The organism is Bifidobacterium saimiriisciurei, from assembly GCF_010667655.1.
GTDB classification, from domain to species: Bacteria; Actinomycetota; Actinomycetes; order Actinomycetales; family Bifidobacteriaceae; genus Galliscardovia; species Galliscardovia saimiriisciurei.
This window is the reverse complement of the sequence record NZ_WHZU01000018.1, coordinates 1-24,313: the sequence shown is the minus strand read 5'-3', so window position 1 is coordinate 24,313 and position 24,313 is coordinate 1. Positions and strand designations below refer to the sequence as shown.

The following is a 24,313-nucleotide window of genomic DNA, read 5'->3' as shown; positions in this document are numbered from 1 at the left end:
ACCGCCGGCCGCCGCCGACCACAATGACTAGTGCAGCGTGTCCCAGACGGTGGTGGAGAGGGCGGCGATCTGGGTCTGGGCGGTGCCGTTCTCCACGTTCTGGGTCATCACGGTGAGCACGTAGTCGCTGCTATGGTCCGAGGCCGTGCCATATATAATCGCGGAATCGTTCTCGGTGCCGATGATCTCGCCGGTCTTGTTGGCGACCTTGGTGCCCTGCGGCAGTCCGGCGGGGATCTTCGCGCGACGCTGCTGCTGCAGCAGCAGGTTCAGCATCTTCTCGCTCGCCTGCTTCGAGACGAGCTGTCCGCGATACACCTTGGCCATGAACCTGCCGGAGTCGGACACCGACGTCTGCTTGAGGCTGGAGTCGTGGGTGCCTGAATCGTAGAGCAGGTCCTTCATCCGCGTTTCGTTGAAGCCGTTGGCCTTCGCCACCTGGTTGACCACGTCGAGTCCGGCGTTGGTGTCGCCGTTGCCAAGCAGATTGACCAGCGTGTTGGTGGCCTGGTTCGAGCTGACGGTGATCATCTGCGTGAGCAGATCGTTGGTGGCCAAGTCCTCCTGCATCCCGCCCTCGTCAATCTTCGTATAGACGGCGAGCATCACATATAGTTTGATGACCGAGGCGGATGGCTGCACATGATTGTTGATGGAGGTCGAGGCGCCGGTCTTCAGATCCTCCACGTACACCGACCAGGTGCCGGGGTAGCCGGCGATCTGCGAGGCCAGTTTCGTGTTGAGTCCGTCGAGCTGACTCTGCTTCGACCGCTTGGCCGCCTCGGCGGGGTCGACGGTGGGGACGGCCTTCTTCGTGGCGCTTGCCGACGCCGTCGAAGGCGCCTGTTTCGACGACGACGCGACCGACGAGGATACCGACGACGCACTCGTTGCCGCGTTATGCCGACGCACCGAGATCACGGCGACGCAGGCCAGCAGGGCCATGACGACAACGACGATGACGATCGCCGCCAGTCCGCCGCGGCGCGGCGAGCCGGCATGGGCGCCGTGCCCGCCGCTGTGCTGCGGCGTATCGGAACCATTCACTGCCATGTTCGTGTTTTCGCTCCGACTACTTGAGCAGTTCGGCGTTGACTTCGGCGAGGATGTCGTTGGCCATCTGCACGGCGACGCTGCGGCCCTGGTTCTGGGTCATCACGGCCACGCCGACGGCTCCCTTGGACGACTTCATGACAATGAAGAAGTTGTAGGCGTTCTTGATTCCCTGTCCGCGATGGCCGTTGATGGAGGTGCCGGCCGGCGCGGAGACGCCTTCGGAGGCGAGGCTGTAGGCCATGAGGCCGGTGCCGCCGGCCTGTTCGGTGGCCACGAGCATCTTGGCGGCGTCGGCGGCGGAGGTGTAGTTCTCGTAGCCGGCCGACGAGGCGGAGACGTCGCCGAAGTCACGCTCGAAGTCGGTGTTGGTGTAGCCCTGGCTCGACAGCCAGCTGTTGAGCGATGATCGGCCGCCCATGGCGCTGATCGCGCTGTTGCCGTATTCGTTGCTCATCGTCTTCATCATGGCGTCGGCGTAGCTGGCGGCCGTGGAGTTGCCGGTGCTGTGCGCTTCGAGATACACCGGCAGGTACAGGCCGGAGGCCACGTACTTGCTGTTCGCCTGCTGCGAGTAGTAGGCCTGTGCGCCGTTGACCGGCACGACGGCGACGGCCGAGTTCGAAGCGGAGTACTTGTTGACGATGGCGTCGAGCTTGGTGGGGTCCAGGGCGGGGGCGGCCTTGGTGGTGGCGGTCTGGCTCGGGGTGGGGCTGGACGAGGATGCCGTCGGCGTGGACGTCGCGGTCTTGGTGACGGTGGCGGTGGCCGTCGGCTCGCTGTTCTGGTCGCCGTCGTCGGAGAAGGCGCCGGCGTTGTAGGCGTAGACGATGCCGCCGCAGATGAACAGCGCCGCGGCGATGACGGAGGCGATGATGATCAGCGGCAGGTTTTTCTTCTTCGGACCGTTGCCGTTGCCGCCGGCGGCTCCCGGCGCGGCCGGCTGCCCGGCCTGCGGCTGCGGGGCCACGGAACCGGCCGCCGGCACGGTCTGTCGGGGCTGCGGGTCGACCGGCGTCATGCTGACGGTCGGCGCCGCCTGCACGGGCGCCTCCTCGGGCATGTCGATGGCCGGCAGCGACTGCGGGTCGTCGCTGCCGCGGATGATGGTCTCCCCCAGCGCCGGATCGCCGGCGAGGGTGTCGCCCAGTTCGGCGTCGTCGACCGGCTGGCCGCAGTTCGTGCAGAAGCTGGCCTCCTCGTCGAGTTGCTCGCCGCAGTTCGTGCAGAATTTCATCGTCGTCCTCTTCTCGTCCTCATTCGGTTGTTCGTCGTGGTTGTTTGCGGGGCGCGCAAAGGCCGCCGGTCTCCCGACGACCCTGCTTATGGCTGCTTATGGTTCCGGCCTATGGCGTAGATCACCAGCCGCCGTCGGAGTCCTCGTCGGTGTTGGGGATGTCGACCGTCAGCTTCTCGTTGCTGAGGCTGATGGTGCCGGAGATGGTGCCGGAGTCGCTTTCGGAGTCGTTCTCCCACGGCTGGTCGGAATAGTAGCGTTCCTGGTAGGTGATGGTGGTCTGGATCGTGGTGGTGGTGAAGCTGCCGCTCATCAGATCGAGTTCCGCGATCTCGGGGGTGTTCGTGGCGGTTCGCTTGATGTTCGTGTACGCCATGGAGGAGCTTGAGGAAAAGCTGCCGTTGGAGAACGAGCAGCCGTCCTTGCTCAGCGCGCTCGACGCCGTGCAGTCGTCGATGCGCTTCTGCACCTGCGAGAGGATCTCGCTCTTGAGCTTGTCGGTGGCCTCGGGCACGAGATACGCGGCCTTGGCGGCGTCGTTGATCTTCACCTCGTTGCCGGTCACGTACTGGGAGTCGGCGAATCCGACGTTGTAGACGCCGGGGTATGCGGGCACGGAGTATTCCACCATCTCGGAATAGTCGACGTCCGAGGAGGGGTCGTCGGGCTCGGAGGCGTCGCTCTTGTCGGTGGCGGCCTTCGACAGGTCGATGTCGACGCCGTTGACGGAGACGTTGGTCATGGTCTTCGGCACGGCGATCTTCAACGTGGTGAGCATGGGCGAGGCGACCTTCCACGAGTCGAAGAACAGGAGCTTCTTGCCTGCGGACTCCATGGTGATCTGACTTGACTTCTGCACGCCATCGACCGAATAGGAGACGGTCGCCTCCCATTTGCCGGTCACGCGGTTCTGGTTGATGGACGAGACCTCGACGTTCTTGATGCGGCGGCTCTCGTTCTCGCCGGCCTTGTTGACCATGAGGGCGCGGGCGTCGTTCTCCACGCCCGGGTCGACGAGCTTCGACGCCTTCTCGTAGTCGCCTTCGGCGATGGCCGAAACGTAGGAGTTCAACGGCCCCTGCGGGGAGAACACGGTGCTTCTGAGCGTGATGAACACGGCGGCGAGCACGATGATCAGCGCGCCGATGGCGCATAGGATGATCATCGTGCGACGGCTCATCTTCTGCGGGACCGTGGGCGCGGCCGCGTCGGTGGCGTCCGTGGCGTCGGCGACGTCGGCCAGCGAGCGCACGCCGGGCATGGGCACGGCCGTGGGCAGCGGCGCGGCAACGTTGTTCTGGGCCTGGAGGGCATGACCGCAGCTGATGCAGAACCTGGTTCCGTCATCGTTGCGGGCCCCGCAGCTTGTGCAGAAAATCATGATGCCGTTTCCCCCCGTTACAGCAGGGACTGCACGGTGGAGACGGCGGATGCGACGCCGGCGACGGCGATGATCATGAAGAACACGAACAGGATCAGGCCGCCGAGCAGCATGACGAAGATCCACATCCACGTCTTGTCGAGCTTGCGGGCGTTGACGCCCTGGGCCACGATCGCGCCGGGGATGGCCATGATGAAGGTCAGGCCGACCATGAACAGCAGGGAGGAGAGGAACAGCATGCCGGAGCCGATGAGCGCGCACAGGAAGGCGACGAGGTTGAGCGCCACCATCGGCATGGTCTTCTGCGCCAGTTCCACATGGATGGTGGAGAACGTGGTCTGCGCCTCACCAAGCATCTTGCGGCCCATGAAGCAGATCAGCACGATGACGTACAGCAGGGCGGCGAAGATGACCCAGAACTTGAACAGCTCGGAGATGGAGACGCCGGGCGACGCGATCTGCGGCGCGTACGACGAGCTGCCGGTGAGGTCGTGGCTCAGTCCGCCGAGGATGCCGTTGCCCACGTTGGCGGCTGCGCTCACGGCCTTGCTTTCCCACATGTAGACGGTCAGGGCCATGAGGAACGCATTGAACACGAGCGGAATGATGGCCCACCACGCCTGCGTGGCGTAACGCTTCGACGGATGCTTGAACGATTCCCACAGCCACACGAAGAAGGCGTTGGCGGCGCCGGGCTGGGCGACGGCCGGAGCCCCCTGCACGGGGGTCTGCTGGGGCATGGCGATCGGCTGGGTGGGCTGCTGCTGGGCCTGGTACTGCGGCTGGGGCACGGCCGTCGGCTGCGGGGCCTGGGGCGCGGCATACACCGGCTGGGCGGTCGGCTGGGGCGCCGCGGCCTGCGGCTGAGGGGTGGAGGGGGCCGGCACTGCGGACGGCGCGGGGACGGCCGCGTGCTCGGAAAGCAGGGTCTCTTCGGAAACCGGCTCGTTGGCCGGGAACGGATGGCCGCAGCCGCGGCAGAACTTCGCTTCGGTGGGATTCTGCAGTCCGCACTGCTCACAGATCTTCATATGCTTCGCTTCTCCTTGCATATACGGGGGCTCTTCTCTATCGCGACCCATTGTAAGCCGAGGCTGGTTACAACGGAAGGATTCCGACGATATCCCGCTCCCCCCGCTAGGATGCAAGACAGCAGGACCCATAAAGCCGAGGAGAGCATCATGAACGGCAACCCGCCACTTCTGGAAGGCTACGACTTCATACGAACCCTGGGTTCGGGAGGCACGGCCACGGTGTTCCTGTATCACCAGCGGACGCCGAACCGCCTGGTCGCCATCAAGGTGAACAACGCCGCCACCGCGCGGCGCGAGGACCGCAATCGGTTCCGCTCCGAGACCAACTTCATGGCCCAGCTTTCCGAGCACCCCTACATCCTCTCCATCTACGACGCCGGCATCACGGCGGACGGCCGCGGCTACATGGTGCTCGAATACGCGCGCGGCGGCAGCTACAAGGAGCTGTCGCGCTCCAGCCAGCTGACCGTGGACCAGGTGCTCGCCATCGGCATCGACGTGGCGAGTGCATTGTTCACCGCACACAAGCGCGGCATCATCCACAGGGACCTCAAGCCCAGCAACATCCTCATCTCGGCGCAGGGATTGCCGGTGCTGGCCGATTTCGGCATCTCCACGACCATCTACACCACGCGCGGCGCCCGCGGCTTCTCCATCCCCTGGGCGCCGCCGGAGATCCTCACCGGCCGCTCGGGCGGTTCGGAGGCCAGCGACATCTATTCTCTCGGCGCCACGCTCTACGGCCTTCTGGTCGGCCACTCACCGTTCGAATACGGGTACAAGGTCGCCGACACGAAGGAGCTGGCGCAGGTCATCGTCGACGAGGACCTGCCGCGCATCCGCCGCTCCGACGTGCCGAAATCGTTGGAGAAGGTGCTGCGCCGTGCCATGAACAAGAATCCCGACGCACGGTATTATTCCGTGTTGGAATTCGCCCGCGACCTGCAGCGCGTGCAGCAGGAATGCTATGGGCACCAGACCCCGGTCACGGTCGAAGGCGTGCCGCAGTATCTGCCCGAGGAGCGACGCCGCAAGCGCCAGGCGCCCGCGGCCGGTTCGCCGGAGGTCGTCGGCCAGTCCGGCAGGTCGTGGAGGAAGCCCGTCATCATCGCCGTCTCGGCGCTCGCCGCGCTGGCCGTCGTCGTAGGCCTGTTCGTCGGTGTCGTGCTGCCGAACGTCGATTCGCGACGGGGTGGAGACGCGTCACAGGTCGTCGGCGACGATGCGAGCGCCCTGAACAAGGGCGGCGACCCGTCGGATGATGGCATCTCCACCAGGGAGGTGCCATCGCCGACCGGCCTGACGGGCAGCTATTCCGGTTCCTCGGTGACGTTCACGTGGACGAATCCCGACCCGCAGGACGGCGATCGGTATGCCTGGAGCCGAGTGAGCGACGACTCGGCCCAGCAGGACGCCGACACCACGCTCGTGGACTCCCCCACCGTGACCATCGACGACGTCACCGACGAGCAGACCTGCATCCAGGTGAGCATCGTGCGGGCCGACCGCCAGATGTCCCAGACGCCGGCGACCGCCTGCGCCGTGCGACGATGACGCATGATTTTCCAGCGGCCGGCAATAATCGTGGGCATTGCCCCGGTTACACCGGCCGCGTACCATGAGTTGCAGTATCGAGAGACCGAGAGCACAAGCCAGCAAGTAGGGGGAAGCCGTGAACGGCAGCGAGGAAGCACACCCGTCAGTACGCGCGCGTCTGGCGCGCATCCGCAATGTCCTGCCCACGAGGCGCAACCGTTGGATTATGCCCGTCATCACGTTGCTGCTGGTGCTCGGCGTGGTCGCCGGCGCCATCATCATCAGTTCCATCACCCGGCAGCATGTGCAGCTCGACAACGGCACCGTGTGGATCACGTCGCTGAAGAACCAGAAGGCCGCACGATTCAACGTGCGACTGCAGGACGCCGACGCGGCGGTGTCCTCGTCGGCGCAGCAGTTCGACGTATCGCAGGCCAGCGAGAACACGGTGCTCACCGAGGGCAGCCGCGCGATGGCGGTCAAGTCGTCGACCATCGGCATCGCCGGGCAGACGGATCTCAAGGGAGAGACCACGTCGTTCATCGGCGGCGACACCGTCGCGTTCATCAATACGAAGAACGGCAACGTGTGGGTCGGCAAGGCCGATTCCATCGACTCCGTGACCCCTACGACGTCGAAGCCGTCGATGAGACTCGGCGACGGCGGCAGAATCGTCGTCGACAGCCACGGCGTCGTCTACGGATACCGGCCGTCCGACGCCATGGTGCTGTCATTGGAGAATCCACAGAGCACGAACCCCCGCGAGCTCGGCTCGCTCAACGGGGGGAAGCAGCTGGTCGCCGACGACTTCACCGTGGTCGGCGGCAGGCCGGTCGTGGTCTCGAACTCCACGCTGACGTTCGACAAGGGCTCCATCGAACTGCCGGCAACGGGACGCGTGACCCTCCAGCAGGCCCCGGTCGATGACCGGCAGGACTCCTCATGGGTGGCCGCATCCACCACCGGCGGCCTGATGCTGGCGAACCTCGACCATCCGAAGGACAGGCCCGTGCAGCTGAAGTCCGGCGGAACCGGCGACGTGGCGCAGCCGGTCTCCTCGGCGGGCTGCATCTACGCGGCGTGGAGCCAGAAGGCCAACAACTTCATCAAGGCGTGCGGCGCCCCGGGCAACGGCTCGCTGAAGTCCGACCCGCAGTTCCAGACGCTGAAGGAGGTCACGGAGACCTCGCAGCTGAAGTTCCGCACCAACCATCGTCTGGTGGTGCTCAACGACGTGACGAACGGCAACGTCTGGAATCCCGACTCCTCCACCGACGTCATCAAGATCCAGTGGAACAAGATAGAGACGGAAAAGACCGAAAAGACGGCGGAAAGCCAGGATACGGCCACCAACCATCAGAACTTCGCGGAGAAATGCTCGGCCACGTCCGGCTCCATCAAGGCGGTGGACGACTCGTTCGGCGTGCGCGCGGGCAGCGAGGAGATCCTCGACGTGCTGCGCAACGACGAGCAGACCGACTGCTCGGTGCTGCGCATCGAAAAGGTGGAGTCCGTAGGCGACGGCATGAGCGTCGCGCCGGTGTATGACGGACGGTACCTGCAGCTCGACGCCACGCACGCCTCCGCCGGCACCGTGAAGTTCTCGTACTCGATCTCCGACGGCCGCGAGCAGACGTCGTCGGCCACGGTGACGCTCACCATCGCCGACGGCGGCAACAAGGCGCCGCGTCAGACCGACACCCCGCCGGAATACCAGGTGGAGCAGGGCGCCTCGTACACGGCGAACGCGCTGGCGAGCTTCACCGACGCGGACGGCGACCCGATGACGCTCGTCTCCGCCGTGCCGACCAATTCGGACCAGGTGATGGTCTCCACGCGCGCCGACGGCCAGCTCGTGTTCAACACCGGTTCGCAGTCCAGCGGCCGCGTGGGCGTGGAGGTGACCGTCTCCGACGGCGAATCGACCGGCAAAGGCATGGTGTACTTCTCCGTAAGGCCGGCGAACACGCTGATCGCCGTCATCGACCCGGTGGTTCGCCAGGCGCAGCCGAACAAGAGCATCACCGTGGACCTCAAGCCGTACGTGCACGGCACGTCGGTGCAGCCGGCGCAGCTTTCGGCGGTGAACCAGCCGAAGAACGCCTCGACCACGGCCAACAACGAGGACATGACGTTCACGTTCAAGGCCGCGAACCCCGGCACCTACTATGTGTCGTACACCATCGCCCAGGGCACGCAGCCGGCCACGGGTCTCGCCCGCATCGAGGTGCAGCCGGTCGGCGGCGGCGCGGCCAAGCCGATCGCCGCCAACGACGTGGCCCTGCTCGGCGCCGACAACACCGCCATCGTCGAGCCGTTGAAGAACGACGTGGACCCGCTGGGCGGCGTGCTGGCCATCAGTTCGGTGAGCGTGGACGGCGATTCGGGCGTGAAGACCGGCATCGTGAGCCATAAGCGCGTGTATCTGACCGCGCGGCAGGTGCCGACGAAGCCGGTGACCGTCACCTATACCGTCGCCAACGCCCAGGGCTCGTCGGAGGGCCGCATCATACTGCAGCCGCCGGCCCTCTCCACGCAGAACTCCGCCCCGAAGGCGGGCAACATCAACGCGCAGGTGCGTGCCGACGGCATCGTCACCGTGCCGGTGCTCGACCACGTGAGCTACGCCGACGGCACCACCGTGAAGCTGCGCGACCATCTGCAGTACGACAGGAAGACGTTCAAGGGACTGGTGTTCGTCTCCGAGAACACGGTGCGCTACCAGGCGACCGACGCCGAAGGCGTGTTCCCCGTCACCTACACGGTGGAGGACAATCTCGGCAACACGGCCTCGGGCACCATCACCATCACCGTGCACAAGAAGGACGCGGCGAACAAGCCCGCGCCCACGCCCGCCGACGTGGAGGCGCAGGTGGCTGCCGGACAGAAGGTGAAGATCCCCATCACGCTCACCGGCATCGACGTGGACGGCGACGGCGACACGCTCAACGGACTGGGCAACGCGGCGCCGAAGCTGGGCCGCATCACCGAGACGGGCGCCGACTATCTGGTGTATGAGGCGTACGCCGACTCCTCCGGCACCGACACCTTCTCGTACGCCGTGGAGGACTGGACCGGCCAGCGCGCGCAGGCGCAGATCCGCGTGGGCGTGTTCAAGAGCGAATCCGATTCGGGCGTGTACGCGCGCGACGACTCCATATCCATCCGGCCGAACACCGCGGTCGACGTGCCGGTCCTGCTCAACGACATCTCCGGAGACAGCGAGAGCCTCACGCTCGACGGCAAGCTCGAGCTGCAGGGCATCAAGGACGCCAAGGCCCGCAACAACATGGTGGAGCTCACCGCGCCGGGCAGCGCCGGCACCGCATACATCATCTATACGGTGAAGACGAAGGCCGGGCTGTCCGACACGGGCACGCTGACGGTGAACGTCTCCGACAAGGCGCCGATATCACCGCCGACGGCTTACGACTACAAGGTCCCGGCGGCCGCGACCATCGACAAGAAGACCGTGGACGTGGACGTGAAGGACTGGATCGCCAATCCCTCCGGCAAGATGGACGAGCTCAAGGTGGCCGTGCATCCCAGCGCATCGTCCCACGCCCGCATGAAGGGCGGCGACAAGTCGACCGTCATCTCCGTGGATCTGACCGACGAGGCCCGCGCGGTGCCGTACACGGTGACGAACACCAAGTACGACGTCACGTCGACGGCGTTCATCCAAGTGCCGGCATACGGCGTGTTCCCGCCGACATTGCGGCCGAAGGCCCCGAAGCTCGAGGTGCGCGCGCGAGAGACCATCGAGATCAACATCGCCGACTATGTGCGCGTCGGCGCCGGAAAGACCGCGACCATCGAGTCGAAGGGCTCGGTAAGCGCCACGAAGTCCGATGGCGGCGACCTGTACGTGAGCGACACGAAGCTCAAGTTCACCGCGGCCAAGGACTACGCCGGCCCCGCATCCATCACGTTCACCGCGGTCGACGGCAAGAAGGACAAGGACAAGAACGCCATCATCAATTCGGCCGTGATCACGCTGCCGATCACCGTGATCGGCCGTCAGGTGCCGCCGCCCACGTTCTCCGCGCCGACCATCGACGTGGTTCCCGGAGAGGGGCGGAAGACCGTATCGCTGCGCGAGCTCACGCATGCACCGGAGGGTACCTACGAGGACGAGCGCGCCTACACGTATTCGACGTCGGGCGGCACCTCCCCCATCGAGTCCAGCCTGTCCTCGGACGGCAATCTGACGGTGAGCGCGCCGAAGGACGCGAAACCGGGAACCATCGTGAACATGCCGGTAAGCATCAAATACTCCGACAGCGGGTCCGTCAGCGCAGGCGTGACGCTGCGGGTCACGCAGACGAACCAGCCGTTGGCGCGCGTCTCCGGCATGAGCATCAAGGCGAAGGCCGGAACCGCCGAGCACGTCAACATCCTGCAGGGCGCCTACAACCCGTTCCCCGATACGCCGCTGACGGTGATCGGCGCGACGACCGACAACGCGGCGAAGCTCAACGTGAGCTATACGGCGAACGGCGACCTGACCATCACGCCGGGCAACGACATCGGCGCCTCGACAAACAAGGTGATCGTGACCATTCAGGACGGCACGAAGGACGCCTCGCGCAACGTGACCGCCACGGTGACCGTCTCCATCGTCGACAAGCCCAACGCCCCGCTGCTCTCCCCCGTCGCCGGCACGCCGGCCGACGGCGCGGTGAACCTCGCGTGGACGCCCGGATCGTCGAACGGCAGCCCGGTCACCCAGTACGAGGTCGACTACGACGGCAAGACCAAGAACTGCGGCGCCAACACCACCTGTCAGATCACCGGCCTGACCAACGGCAAGGAATACTCGTTCACCGTCAGGGCGATGAACGAGGTCGGCTGGTCGGCGCCGTCGAACACGGTGAAGGGCATGCCCGACAAGGTGCCCGACGCCCCGACCGGCATCGAGGTGACCGGCGGATACCATGCGGTCTCGGTGCAGTGGAGCACGCCCGACTATGTGGGCAGCGCGCCCGACAAGTACACGGTGACGATATCGTCGGCCGCAGGCAGCCAGTCGCAGACGGTGAACTCCACTTCGGCCACGTTCGAGGTGCCGGGCAGCGCCGGAGGCCAGACGTTCTCCGCCAAGGTGCGGGCGCATAACCGCGCCGGCGACGGCGTGGAGGGCACGAGCACGAAGAACGACGCGCCGTGGGGCGACGTCGACAAGCCGAGCGTGAGCATCGCACAGTCCGAAAGCGACCCGTACACGATCCGCGTGGAGGTGAAGGTCGGCGACCTGCACGGCGCCGGATGCTCGAGCGTGGAGGTCTCCCGAGGCGGCAGCGTCCCCTGCGGCGGCGGAGGCACCAGCTTCACCATCGGCAAGGACGAGCTGTTCAAGCCGCTGCAGGTGACGGCCACGGTGAACCCGGAGAAGACCGGGCCCGCGCCGGCGGCCGCCTCCTCGAACACCATCACGCCCACGTACGCCATCAAGAAGCCGACGCTGCGTACATCCCATGGCGAGGGCTCGTGCTCGGTCAGCTGGTCCAGCGTCGGCGACGTCGATGCCGTGGTCGTCTCCTTCGGCGGCAAGACCTACAGCGATAAAAGCGGTGACGAAAGCATCCCCATCGGCGAATGGTCGAGCTGCCCGAAGGCGACCGCCTACCAGACGCTGCAGGGGCAGAAGGGCGAGGCCGTCTCCTCGCAGGACAACTACACCTACAAGGTCAAGCCGAAGGTCGACGCCAGCGTCATGAAGCTGACGTGGGACTCCGCCGACCACGACAAGATCACCGTGACCGGCGCCTCGCAGGCCATCAACCGCTATGGGCAGAACGCCACCTACCAGCTGGTCGTCGACGGACAGACCATCGACGGATGGACCCCCGACCGCACGACCATCGACGCGAAGGGCATCGCCAGCAACGCGCCCACCTGGTCGCTCACCGTCACGCTGAACAGCGACTCGAACTACTCCACCAAGGTGGAGGACCAGACGGTGAACGGCACCCGCAAGGTGGTGACGCCCGAACCATCGGTGGAATCGAAATATGTGGAGCGGCAGTCATCGCCGTTCATCAGACCGGCAGCGCTACGGCAGCTGTACTAGAGAACAGGGAACAAAGGAGAACAACCATGACCGAATCCAACGCCGGAGCCGACGCCAAGCAGAACGCGCCCAAGCAGACGGCCCCCAAGCAGGCGGACAGGCCGCAGAACGCCGCCAGGCCGGCGAACAAGGCCGATGATTCCACGGTGCTGTCGGACTCCACGGTGCTTTCCGACACGACCAGACTGTCGGACACGACCGTGCTCTCCGATGCCACGCAGCTGAGCTCCAAGACCCATGTGACGCCGAAGAAGGCCGAGTCCGAGCACAAAGCCGGCAAGCCGGCGCTGCCGCAGCGTCCGAAGCCGGCCACCAAGAAGGTGGCGATCCCCTCGAAGTCGAAGGCCCAGTCCCAGCCGAAGCAGGCCCCCGCCACGACGGCCGCCCCCGAGACTGCCGCCAAACCGTCCCGGCAGCCGAAGAATCAGCCCCGGCCGAAGTCCGTCAGCCACGCCACCGCCAATGCGGCCGTACTGCCGACGCCCGACGCCGACGTTGCGCATTTCGACCAGGTGTTCAACACCATAGTCTCGAACATCTCCCAGGTGATCATCGGCAAGGAGACCACGATCCGCCAGTGCGTCGCGGCCCTCGTCGCCGGCGGCCACGTGCTGTTGGAGGACAATCCGGGCACCGGCAAGACCCAGCTGGCGCGAGGCCTCGCCAACTCCATCGAGACGCCGTTCAAGCGCATCCAGTTCACCCCCGACCTGCTGCCGAGCGACGTGGTCGGCGTCACGTTCTACGACCAGAAGAGCGGCGAGTTCACGTTCCGTCAGGGCCCGATCTTCGCGGCGACCGTGCTGGCCGACGAGATCAACCGTGCGTCGCCGAAGACGCAGTCGGCCCTGCTCGAGGTGATGGAGGAGCAGAAGGTCACCGTCGACGGCGTGACGTATCCGGTGCCGCAGCCGTTCATCGTCATCGCCACGCAGAACCCCATCGAGCAGCTCGGCACCTACAAGCTGCCGGAGGCCCAGCTCGACCGATTCCTCATCAAGACCTCGCTGGGCGACCCCGGCCATGAGGCGAGCCTGAAGATCCTGCACGAGGCCAATGTGCGCGACCGCGCGGACACCGTCGAGGCCGTGGCCAGCGCCGATGACGTGCTGCGTCTGCGCGAGATCGCGCAGACGGTGCGCGCCGACGAGGCGATCGAGGAGTATGTCGTGCGTCTGGTGGAGGCCACCCGCCACAACGACCAGGTGATGGTCGGCGCCTCGATGCGAGGCGCCCTGGCGCTCATCCGTCTGGCCCGCGTGTGGGCCGCCGCCGACGGCCGGGGCTACGTGGTGCCCGATGATGTGAAGGACCTCGCCACGGTGGTGCTGGCCCACCGCATCATCCTCACCGCCGAGGCCACCTTCGCCGGGCAGACCGCGAAGAGCGTCATCGAATCCATCCTCGACGACGTGGTCGCCCCGACCATCGGCGCCTGACAGAGCCTGACGAGACCGTAAGGAACGAATGATCATGGCTCATCCCGCTTTGCATCAGCATGTCCGGCGCCGGGGACGCTCCGCTCCCCCGCGCCGAGGCAGGCGCAGCGACTGGCGCAACAAGGGCAAACGCCCGTTGCGCTTCCTCAAATCGTATGTATCGCCGCTCGGCTGGACGGTGCTCGGCTTCGCCGTCGTCTGCGGCGTCGCGTTCTCGTTCGTCCGCTGGCATGAGCTGCTGGCGATGTGCGTGGTCGCCTCGGTCATGATGGTCATCGCCATAGGATTGTCGCTGGGCAACACCGGCTTCTCCGCGGCGTTGTCGGTGCCGAGCCGTCACCTGACCGTGGGCGACGTGGTGCCGGTCGACGTCTCCATCAAGAACCCCGGCAAGACACCGACGACGCATGCGCGCGGCGACCTGTCGCTGGGCACGATGCATGAAAGCTTCTCCATCCCCGCGCTGGCGCCGAAGCAGGAGAAACACACCAGCGTGGAGTTCACGACGATCTCGCGCGCCGTGCTGCCGGTCGGGCCGCTGCGCATCCGCAAGGGCGACCCGTTCGGTCTGATTCGCCACGAGAAGACGCTGGCCAGCCGCATCAACGTGTTCATCCATCCCAAGATCGCGCGCCTACAATCGCTGAACGCCGGAATCCAGCGCGATCTCGAGGGCCAGCCCAGCGGCGACATCGTCGACGACGACCTCGACTTCTACGGTCTGCGCGAATACCAGCCGGGCGACGACATGCGCAACGTGCACTGGCTGTCCACGGCGAAGTCGGGCAAACTCATGATCCGGCAGTACGAGGCCACGCGCAAGACCACGACGGCGCTGGGCATCGGCGTCAGCCCGCACGACTACGTGGACGCCGCCGAGTTCGAGCTCGCCGTATCCGTCTATGCGTCCATCGGCGTGCAGTGCGTGCTGCAGGAACGTCAGCTTCATGTGCTCGTCGACGACGAGCATGATACGCCGAAGAACGCGATGGGATTCCTCGACTCGTGCAGCGCGATCCTGCCGGACGCTGAGGAGAACCCGAATCTTTCGGTGGCGGCGCTCAGGCATTGCCCGGACGCCTCGCTCTACTGCTTCGTCGTCGGCAGCATGAAAAACGTGGAGGTCATCAAACGCATGGTGATGCCGCTGCCGAAAAGCGCGACATGCCTGGTGCTGTGCGCCGACATGGGAGCGCAGCGTTCGATCCGTCGGTTCGATGATTTCGTGCTCGCCACCATCGGCGAGCTCGACGACCTGCCCATGGTGATGGGGGTGCTCGCATGACGCAATTCACTCCGCTTCAGGACGGCACCGTGACCGGCACCGGCACGGCGACCGGCACGTGGGCCGAATCCACGCATTCGGCCATATGGATCACGCGTGGCCTCAAGGGCGGCGACCGCCTGCGCGGCACCGCGCTGCTGGACGCCCAGTCGATGCCGTCGCATCTCATCAGCCTGCTGGTCATGCTGGTGACGAACCTTCTCGCGGCGGCCAACCTCATCGATGTCTATGGCACGATCGGCATGTGGGCGCTGTGCGCGCTGCCGGCCGCCCTGATCGGCGTCGCCGTCGCGCTCGCGGGGCTGAAGACCTCGCTGCGACTGTGGTGGCAGCTGGTGTTCCTGCTGGTCGCGCAGTTCGTCGTCGGGCCGGTCATCGCACTGCAGAACACGACCATCGCTCACGTCATCCCATCCGTGGACACCCTCGCGAAGGGCGCTTCGGCGACGTTCGGCGCATACAAGTACCTCATCTCCATCGATCCGGCGGTCGGCACCGGCGAAGGCGACCTCATGGCGCTGTTGACCATCGTCCTGTGGATGAGTTTCCTCTCCGGCGTGTTCGCGCTCGCCCGCAAGCAGCTGGTGTCCGTATTGTCGCTGGTGGCCGTGGCCGTGAACTTCGCCGTGTGCGCGGCTCTGGGCACCAGCGTCGGCGTGCAGCCGGTGGCCATCGGCGTCGTGCTGGCGCTGCTGCTCATCGTCTGGCTGAGCTGGCGCATGCGACTGCTGGAGTTCAACCGCTTCGTCTCGGCCATTCTCATCGTCGTCATCGCGGCGGGCGCCGCCGTCGGCGCATCCTTCGCCGTCGGCCAGGACCGTCAGATCCTGCGCGACAAGTACGAACCGCCGCTGAGCCCCTACAACTATGCAAGCCCCATGAGCGGCATGCGCGCCTTCGTGAAGAACCACAAGACCGACAAGCTGCTGACGGTGAGGAATCTGCCTGCCGGCACGCCCGTCCGTCTGGCGGTCATGGACCGCTTCGACGGCACGGTGTGGAACCTTTCCGACTCGTCCGAATCGTCCGACTCCTCGGACTACCGCCGCATGGGCGACACCATCGGCGGCGAGGAGCGCGCAAACACGAAGGGCGAGCGCTTCACCGCCACGTTCACCGTGCACAACGGGCTCGACGACGTGTGGTTCCCCACCGCCGGCGTGGCCACGTCGGTGAGGTTCGGATCCGGTTCGGCATCCGGCGACGCCGAATCCTTCTACTACAACACCGACACGAACTCCGGTCTGCTCACCAACAAGGTGCGCGGCAACCTGACATACACCGAGCATGGCGTCGTGCCGGCGAAGCCGACCGACAAGCAGGTCGAGAACGCACAGGCGGACTCGATCTCCCAGCCCGAAACGCAGGACGTGCCCGATTCGGTGGGCAAGCTCGCCACATCGTTCGCCGGCGGCAGCACCGACGGCGGGGCGGCGGCGCAGCGCCTCGCCGACAAGCTCAAGGACAACGGCTGGTTCTCCCACGGCCTCAAGGGCGACTATCCGTCGCTGCCGGGCCACGGCGCCTACCGCATCGACAAGCTGCTGGCCGGCAGTTCGATGGTCGGAGACAGCGAACAGTACGCCTCGGCCATGGCGTTGATGGCCCGTGAGCTCGGACTGCCATCGCGCGTGGTGCTCGGCTTCATCCCGAAGAACAAGGACGGCGAGATCACCGACGCGCGCACGAAGACCGCCAAGGACGGCACGACGAGCATCGACTTCACCGGCAACGACATCGAGGCCTGGGTGGAGATCAAGCTCGACGGCTACGGATGGACGGCGTTCTATCCGACGCCGAAGGAGACGAAGGTCCCCAACGAGAACCAGAACCTCACTCCCCCGAAGCCGCAGAACCTCGTCCGCCAGCCCCCGGTGCCGCTGCAGGATCCGCTGCGCGACGAAAACCAGACCAAGGGCCAGTCGAATCTCGGCGGCAGCGATGCGGACGACGAATCCTCGTCGCTATGGCTGCGCAAGGTGTTGCGCGTCGTGGGCATGGTGGCATTGTATGGCAGTCCGCTGTGGCTGCTGCTCATCGTCGTCGGCACGATCCTTGGCATCAAGGCGGTCATGCTCTCCAGGGCCCGCAAACGCGGCGACCCCGACATGCGCATCGCCGAGGGATGGCGCCAGATCTGCATATTGGCGCGGCAAAGCGGCGTCCATGCGACCGGCACGCGCCGGGAGCAGAGCCGCGAGCTCGCCCGCCAGCTGGCACTGCCGCAGTCCACGCTGGACGCGTTGAGCAAGCAGGCGGACTACGCGGCGTTCTCCGGCATCACGCTCAACGACAAGTCGGCGGCCACCTATTGGAACACGGTCGACCAGGTACGGGCGGCGATGCTGCGCGGCCTGCCGCGCAATCGTCGGATCCGTACGAAACTTTCGCTCAAGGGCGTGTTCGCCGACCCGATATCCGCCAATCCGACGCACAATGGTGACGGAACGACGGCGACGTGGCGCGCTTCGGCATGGTCCACGATACGATCGCTGATGGCAAAACCGTTCGCCGGACGTTCACGCCGGGGCTCCGGCAACGGAACCGCCGCCGACACAGCCGATGCCGACGCCAACGGCACGACAAGGAAAGGATGACATGACCGATCTGCATATCGATGCCGCCCTGCTGAGCGACGTGGGGCGCAAGCGCAGCATGAACCAGGACTGCGGTCTCATCGGTCACGGCCTGTTCCTCGTCTGCGACGGCATGGGCGGCGGCGTGGCCGGACAGGAGGCCAGCAGCCGCACGCTGCAGCGTTTCGACGCGTTGGCACAGCAGCCCACGCGATCCAAGGAGATGATCGGCGCCACGTTCGAGACCGCGCAGCAGGAGACGCTGCGGCTCGGCGCGGAATACGGCGGCGTGGCCGGCACCACGGCCACCGGCCTCATCCTCGCCGACGCCTCCGCGCTCGCCGACGCCGCGGACGATGACGACGGTTTCGGATTCCATCAGCGGCTGGGACATGAGACGGGTGACGGCAACGTCTGGTACGTCGTCAACGTGGGTGATTCACGGACCTACCATCTCGGCCGCACGCCCGACGGCTCGGCATGGGAGGCCTCGTCCCTGGTGCAGATCACGAGGGACCATTCTCGCCGTCAGGAGGTCATCGACACCGGAGCCATGCTTCCCGAGCTCGCCGAACAGCTGGTGCCGCGCAACATCATCACGCAATGCGTGGGCGCACCCGAGGGCATCGAGCCGGACTTCTTCCGCGCCGACCTGACCGGACGGTTCATCGTCTGCTCCGATGGCCTGCATTCGGAGATCGACAACGCCTCCATCGCGGCCATCGCCGCCGCGCACGAGACGCCGCAGGACGCCGTGAACGCGCTGGTCGCCGCCGCGCTTGACGCCGGCGGCCGCGACAACGTGACGGTGATCGTCGTGGACGTCACCAAGGCCGACGGCCACGACGGCATCACGGACGACGACGCCGGAAACGACGATTCATGGTCGTACGTGAAAATCGCCCACAATGAGGACATTTTCGACGTCGACGACTCGACGTTGGACACACTGAGAACTGTAACCGCCCGGAGCAATGCCGGACAGAATGGAAAGTGAGCACACCATGGTTGATTATGACTCCGCAGTCGCCGCCGTGCAGGACCCCGATGCCGATCCGGTCTTTCTCGCGAAGATCGCCTATGAGAACCCGGAGTTCGGCGCCAATGTGGCCGCCCATGAGCGCGCATACCCCGGACTGCTGAGGTGGATCGCCGAGTTCGGCGATGAAAGGGCGAAGGAGACGGCCCGCGAACGAGGCTTCGTCGCCACGAATCCTTACGGTCAGGCCGCTTCGGAACAGGTGCGGGACGAGCCCCAGCAGGCCCAGCCCGCATACGAGGAACCGGCGGCCGCCGAACCGCAGCAGCCTGCCGTGCAGCCTCAGGCTCAGGCTCAACAGCCCGTGCAGCAGGTGGCCGAGCAGCCCGTCGCCACGAACCAGTACGGGTTCACGGTGGCGCAGGCGCTCGACCCGAACACCGACCTGATGACCATCGCGCAGATTGCACAGTATGCACCCGAGCTGCGCGTGTACATCGCGCAGAACCCGAGCACCTACCCCGAACTGCTCAACTGGCTGGCTTCCCTGGGAGACCCGGCCATCAATGCCGCACTCGCCCAGCGCGGCTGATCTCCGGGTCCTGGATGATTCAGACGATTCAGATGATTCGGATGGACTAGGCCTCTTCGAGGGAGAAGAACTGGTCGCCGATGCGTACGGTGCAGGGCACGCTCACCTTGACGGGCGTGCCTTTCACCACCTGCGATTCCTCGCCGTTGACGATGAGGAACGTGCCGTTCAACGAACCGTAGTCCTCGATCCACAGCGCACCGTCCTTGTCGAAGCTTACGGCGGCGTGGTTGCGCGAGATCGTGCGGGTCGGGTCAGCCAGCGTCACCGACGTGGCGCCTTCGGGAATGCTCTGGCTCGGCTTGCGTCCCAGCAGCGTGCTTTTCTCCAGCACCACCGTCTGGCCGGTGCTTTCGTTATGCAGACGGTACCGGTGCTCGGGCTCCTTCATGGTGAAGGACGGCGAAAGCACGGTGCTGTCCCAGTCCTGGCTGGCGTCATCGATCGCCTCGGAGCCGGAGGCCCGGGCCTCCACATGCTGCGGCTCGGCGCCGGTCCGCTCCTGCACCGCCGCAGGGGCATCTGCGGAAGCGTCAGCAGACGCACCATCCTGGGAGACGACCGGAATCTGGCCGAGCACGGTGCTGTCGTCGTCGTACCAGCCCGGCTCGGGCGGCGGCGGATAAGGAATATGAGAGGTCATGATTTCATTCCTACCACACATCGCGTAAAAGCGTCGTCATTCTTTCGCCGGGCATCCGGCATCCATACGCCATCGCATTCGCAGACATCGATTTCCCAGACGTCGCTGCCGTGTCATCGCATCGGTTAGGATGACAGACATCGTAGGATACAGACGTCATTACTCATTCACGTTCGGGGAGATGACATGGCATTACCGCTTCATCCACAGCATGGCACGAGAACGACCGGGCGGAGCGTGCCCGCCGTCCCGCCTCCCGATGTCGACGATCTCGCGCGTGACACCACGATGGCGGCCACGCAGGCCGCGCTCGACAACGAGACGGCCGTCGGCGAACGCGCGCTCGAAGGCCGTCGCCTGCCGCTGATCGCCAAGGTCTACGGCGCACTGTGCCTGGTCAACGGCCTTGTCACGCTGCCGATGCTGGTGTATGCCATCGTCGTCGCGGTCCGGGCGCTGAACCCGTCGAACGTCGACACGTCCCTGACGTTCATCCTCTCCTGCATTCATGCGGTCGTGCTGGTCGTCAACAGCGCCGGCCTCATCGTGTTCGGCTTCCTGCTGGTACGCAACCGTCGCCGTCATGCCGCCCGATGGGCGTATGCGCTCATTCCCGTCACCCTCGTCGAGGGACTGTCGGACCTGGCGTTGTACAGTCTGGACATCGAACTGCTGTTGCCGTTCATCCAGTTGATTCTGCTGGTGACCATTTCCATCACCGCGGACCCGTGGCTGCGTCGGGAGCGCGAGCTGCAGCGTACGTTGCGCCGGCTCAGGGAACGCGACCAGCTCGAACAGGCCGCGAAAATCGGTATGGTCGGCCGTGATCTGACCGGCAAAGGGTACATCGCGCTGGACTTCTTCAACCTGTTCTGGGTGTTCGTCGTCGCCTGCGTCGTCGGTCTTGGCATCGAGACCGTCTATCATTTCGTCCTGTACAACGGCGAATGGCAGGATCGCGCCGGCCTGCTGTACGGCCCCTTCTCTCCCATCTATGGTTTCGGCGCGGTCCTGCTCACCGTGTTCCTCAACCGTCTGTGGGATAGCCGGCCGCTGCTCATCTTCATCGCCAGCGCCATCATCGGAGGCGCGTTCGAATATGCGACCAGCCTGTTCATGCAGGTGGCGTTCGGCGTGACGGCGTGGGACTACACCGGCCAGTGGCTGTCGATCGGCGGCCGCACGAGCGGCAAGTACATGATCATGTGGGGATGCCTCGGCCTGTTGTGGATACGCTGGTGCCTGCCGCATCTGCTGCGGCTCATCAACCGAATTCCATGGGCGTGGCGCTATTCGGTGACGGTCGCGGCGTTCGTGCTCATGTTCGTCGATGGCACGATGACGCTGATGGCCTTGGACTGCTGGTATACGAGGGTCGCTGGATTCGAGCCGGGTTCGCCGATCGAACTGTTCTTCGCGAATCATTTTGACGACGCCTACATGCAGCATCGTTTCCAGACGATGACCATCGACCCGACGCTGAGCGGCCGTGTGTGACGGCCTGAATATTTGAATATTCGACCGTTGGAATATTCGCCGACGAGGATCCGAATGTCCGCCAATACGACGAAAGGAGCCGCAGCCCCGGAACGGGGGCTGCGGCTCCTTGCTGTCTGTCGGCCTGTTATCGACTACTTGATGTCGCCGGGCAGGGAGGTGTCGTCGGTACCGTCGGTCGGCAGGTTGCCGAGGTCGATGCCGTTGTCACCGTTGCCGGAGGCGTTGTCATCGCCGAGGTCGGACTCGCCGCCGAGATCGTTGAGGAAATCGTCGGGGTTGAAGTCGTCGCCCAGGCTCAGATCGCCGAAGTCGATGTTGGAGAAGTCCACATCGCTCAGATCGGCGTCGGAGAGGTCGTTCAGGTTGGTGCCGTCGTCCTCGCTGAGGCCGAAGCTCGGGTAGATCGTGTCGCGGATCGCCTTGTCGGGGACGACCTTGGCGTTGCGGTAACGGGCCAGGCCGGTACCGGCCGGGATCAGCTTACCGATGATCACGTTCTCCTTGAGGCCCTTGAGGTCGTCGACCTTCTGGTTCAGGGCGGCTTCGGTGAGCACGCGGGTGGTCTCCTGGAAGGAGGCGGCGGACAGCCACGAATCGGTGGCCAGCGAGGCCTTCGTGATGCCCATCAGCTCCGGACGGCCGGTCGCGGGCTTCTTGCCGGCCTTGACGGCGGCCTTGTTGATCTCCTTGAAGCGGGCCTTGTCCACGAGCTCGCCCGGCAGCAGTTCGGTGTCGCCGGAGTCGAGCACGGTGTAGCGGCGCAGCATCTGGTGGACGATGACCTCGATGTGCTTATCGTGGATGTCCACGCCCTGCGAGCGGTACACGGTGTGCACTTCCTCGACGATGTTGGTCTGCGCGGCGCGGGCGCCCATGATGCGCAGGATCTGCTTCGGGTCGACGGAGCCTTCGTACAGCTTGGTGCCGCGCTTGATGTGCTCGCCGTCCTTCACCAGCAGCGGCACGCGGCGGGTCACCTTGTAGGTGAACTGCTCGACCTTGTCGCCGTCGGAGTTGCGGGCCTCCTTGTCGTCGGGGGTGAGGGTCACGGTGCGTCCGGTCTCGTTGTCCTCGACCTTCACCGTGCCGTCGTACTCGGCGATCATGGCCTCGCCCTTAGGCGTACGGGCTTCGAAAAGCTCGGTGACACGGGGAAGACCCTGGGTGATATCGGACGCGGCGGCCACACCACCGGAGTGGAAGGAACGCAGCGTCAGCTGGGTACCGGGCTCGCCGATGGACTGGGCGGCGACGATACCGACGGCCTCGCCGACGTCGACCAGCTTGTTGGTGGCCATGGACCAGCCGTAGCACTTGGCGCACACGCCGCGCTTGGATTCGCAGGTGAGCACGGAACGGGCCTTGACCTCTTCCACGCCGTGGGCGACGAGGTCGTTGAGCACGTCCATGGACAGGGCGTCGTTACGCTTGTACAGCACGGTCTCGCCGTCGGCCGGGTCGATGACGTCGGCCGCGAGCAGACGGGAGTACGGACCACCGTCGGCGGCGGAGACGAGCACGAGGTTGCCGTCGTCGTCGCGTTCGGCGACCTTCATCTTCAGACCCTGCTTGGTGCCGCAGTCCTCCTCGCGCACGATGACGTCCTGGGAGACGTCGACCAGACGACGGGTGAGGTAACCCGACTCTGCGGTCTTCAGTGCGGTATCGGCCAGACCCTTACGCGCACCGTGCTGGGAGATGAAGTACTCCAGCACGGACAGGCCGTCGCGGTAGTTGGACTTCACCGGTCGGGGGATGATCTCGCCCTTCGGGTTCGCCACGAGGCCACGGATGCCGGCGATCTGGTTGATCTGCATCATGTTTCCTCGTGCACCGGACTTCACGATGATCGACAGGTTGTTCTGCGGGTCGAAGTGTTCCTCGACGGCCTTGGAGACCTTGTCGGTGCATTCGTTCCACAGGTCGATGAGCTCCTGGCGGCGCTCCTCTTCCGTAAGCAGACCGATGTTGTAGTTGTTGTTGATCTTGTGGGCTTCCTCTTCGGAATTGTTCACGAGATCGTCGAGTTCCGGCGGCTCGATGACGTCGGAGAAGGCGAAGGTCACGCCCGACCACGGTGCGCGCGTGAAGCCCATGTCCTTCAGGGCGTCGAGGGAGGCGGCCACCTGCTGGGTGGAGTAGCGCGAGGCGATGTCGTCGACGATGCCGGCGAGCTGCTTCTTGGCCACCTGGTGGTTCACGAACGGGTAGTCCACCGGCAGGGTGCTGTTGAACTGGATACGGCCGTAGCTGGTCGCGAACAGCACGGAGCCGTCGGCGAAACGCTCCTCCTTGACGGTGTCGGGTTCGCCGTCGCGCGGGTCGACGACCTTGACCTCGCCCGGCTCCCAGTTCTTCGGCAGCACGAAGTCGGAGGGCACGCGGATGAGGACCTTGGCCTGCAGGTCGATCTCGTGCAGGTCGAGGGCCATGCGGCACTCGTCGAGCGAGGAGAAGATGCGGCCCTGGCCCTTGGCTCCCTCGATCACGGTGGAGAGGTAGTAGAGGCCGAGGATCATATCCTGCGAAGGCATGGTCACGGTGTGGCCGTCGGCGGGCTTGAGGATGTTGTCGGAAGCCATCATCAGCGAGCGGGCCTCGGCCTGTGCCTCGGCGCTCAGCGGCAGGTGGACGGCCATCTGGTCGCCGTCGAAGTCGGCATTGAAGGCGGCGCAGGCGAGCGGCGGCAGGTGGATGGCCTTGCCCTCCACGAGGATCGGCTCGAACGCCTGGATGCCCAGACGGTGCAGCGTAGGTGCACGGTTGAGCAGCACCGGATGCTCGGAGATGACCTCTTCGAGCACGCCCCACACCTCGGAGTCGCCGCGGTCGACGAGACGCTTGGCGCTCTTCATGTTCTGCGCGTAGTTGAGGTCGACGAGACGCTTGATGACGAACGGCTTGAACAGCTCGAGGGCCATCGGCTTCGGCAGGCCGCACTGGTGCATGCGCAGGGACGGGCCGACGACGATCACGGAACGGCCG

The 24,313-nt window shown here is 65.5% G+C and carries 14 protein-coding genes; 8 read left to right on the top strand and 6 right to left on the bottom strand.

What is annotated here, in order from left to right:
* Positions 1–27: 27 nt before the first annotated feature.
* The 4 genes from GFD18_RS09675 to GFD18_RS09660 all read right to left on the bottom strand — a co-directional run bounded on the left by GFD18_RS09675 (position 28) and on the right by GFD18_RS09660 (position 4,702).
* A complete protein-coding gene (locus GFD18_RS09675; protein WP_163200283.1) occupies positions 28–1,053 on the bottom strand; it encodes a serine hydrolase in 1,026 nt (341 codons plus the stop codon).
* 19 nt (positions 1,054–1,072) lie between these two features.
* The gene (locus GFD18_RS09670; protein WP_163200282.1) at positions 1,073–2,290 is read right to left on the bottom strand and encodes a zinc ribbon domain-containing protein; all 1,218 of its coding nucleotides are present in this window, start codon (positions 2,288–2,290) and stop codon (positions 1,073–1,075) included.
* A gap of 121 nt (positions 2,291–2,411) precedes the next feature.
* Entirely contained in the window at positions 2,412–3,671 is a 1,260-nt protein-coding gene (locus tag GFD18_RS09665; RefSeq protein WP_163200281.1) for a zinc-ribbon domain-containing protein, read from the bottom strand.
* Between the two features lie 17 nt (positions 3,672–3,688).
* Complete coding sequence (locus tag GFD18_RS09660; protein WP_163200280.1) at positions 3,689–4,702, bottom strand: zinc ribbon domain-containing protein; 1,014 nt, start codon at positions 4,700–4,702, stop codon at positions 3,689–3,691.
* A 150-nt stretch (positions 4,703–4,852) separates the two neighbouring features.
* Between GFD18_RS09660 and GFD18_RS09655 the strand changes: the two genes are divergently transcribed.
* The 7 genes from GFD18_RS09655 (at position 4,853) to GFD18_RS09625 (ending at position 19,185) form a co-directional block, all read left to right on the top strand.
* Complete coding sequence (locus GFD18_RS09655) at positions 4,853–6,259, top strand: serine/threonine-protein kinase (protein WP_163200279.1); 1,407 nt, start codon at positions 4,853–4,855, stop codon at positions 6,257–6,259.
* Positions 6,260–6,377: 118 nt separating this feature from the next.
* Positions 6,378–12,314: an Ig-like domain-containing protein gene (locus GFD18_RS09650; RefSeq protein WP_449727618.1), complete on the top strand. Its 5,937-nt coding sequence runs from the start codon at positions 6,378–6,380 to the stop codon at positions 12,312–12,314.
* Between the two features lie 26 nt (positions 12,315–12,340).
* A complete protein-coding gene (locus tag GFD18_RS09645) occupies positions 12,341–13,753 on the top strand; it encodes an AAA family ATPase (protein ID WP_163200278.1) in 1,413 nt (470 codons plus the stop codon).
* A 34-nt stretch (positions 13,754–13,787) separates the two neighbouring features.
* Positions 13,788–15,038, top strand: coding sequence for a DUF58 domain-containing protein (locus tag GFD18_RS09640; protein WP_163200277.1), 1,251 nt, complete (start codon positions 13,788–13,790; stop codon positions 15,036–15,038).
* A complete protein-coding gene (locus tag GFD18_RS09635; RefSeq protein ID WP_163200276.1) occupies positions 15,035–17,635 on the top strand; it encodes a transglutaminase-like domain-containing protein in 2,601 nt (866 codons plus the stop codon). The genes GFD18_RS09640 and GFD18_RS09635 overlap by 4 nt, the downstream gene beginning before the upstream one ends.
* A gap of 1 nt (position 17,636) precedes the next feature.
* Positions 17,637–18,611, top strand: a complete 975-nt coding sequence (locus GFD18_RS09630) for a PP2C family protein-serine/threonine phosphatase (protein ID WP_163200275.1) — start codon at positions 17,637–17,639, stop codon at positions 18,609–18,611.
* A 7-nt stretch (positions 18,612–18,618) separates the two neighbouring features.
* On the top strand, positions 18,619–19,185 hold the full coding sequence (locus tag GFD18_RS09625) for a variant leucine-rich repeat-containing protein (protein WP_163200274.1): 567 nt from the start codon (positions 18,619–18,621) through the stop codon (positions 19,183–19,185).
* Between the two features lie 46 nt (positions 19,186–19,231).
* Here the strand turns inward: GFD18_RS09625 and GFD18_RS09620 are convergent, their stop codons facing one another.
* Positions 19,232–19,828, bottom strand: coding sequence for an FHA domain-containing protein (locus GFD18_RS09620; RefSeq protein ID WP_191997378.1), 597 nt, complete (start codon positions 19,826–19,828; stop codon positions 19,232–19,234).
* Between the two features lie 288 nt (positions 19,829–20,116).
* On the opposite strand from GFD18_RS09620, the gene GFD18_RS09615 reads away from it, so the two are divergent.
* Positions 20,117–21,325 carry a putative ABC transporter permease gene (locus tag GFD18_RS09615; RefSeq protein ID WP_163200313.1) on the top strand — a complete coding sequence of 403 codons (1,209 nt, stop codon included), beginning with the start codon at positions 20,117–20,119 and terminating at the stop codon, positions 21,323–21,325.
* 134 nt (positions 21,326–21,459) lie between these two features.
* Here GFD18_RS09615 and rpoC read toward each other — a convergent pair.
* Positions 21,460–24,313: DNA-directed RNA polymerase subunit beta' (gene rpoC, locus GFD18_RS09610; RefSeq protein ID WP_163228278.1), on the bottom strand; the 2,854-nt coding region annotated here is incomplete at its 5' end.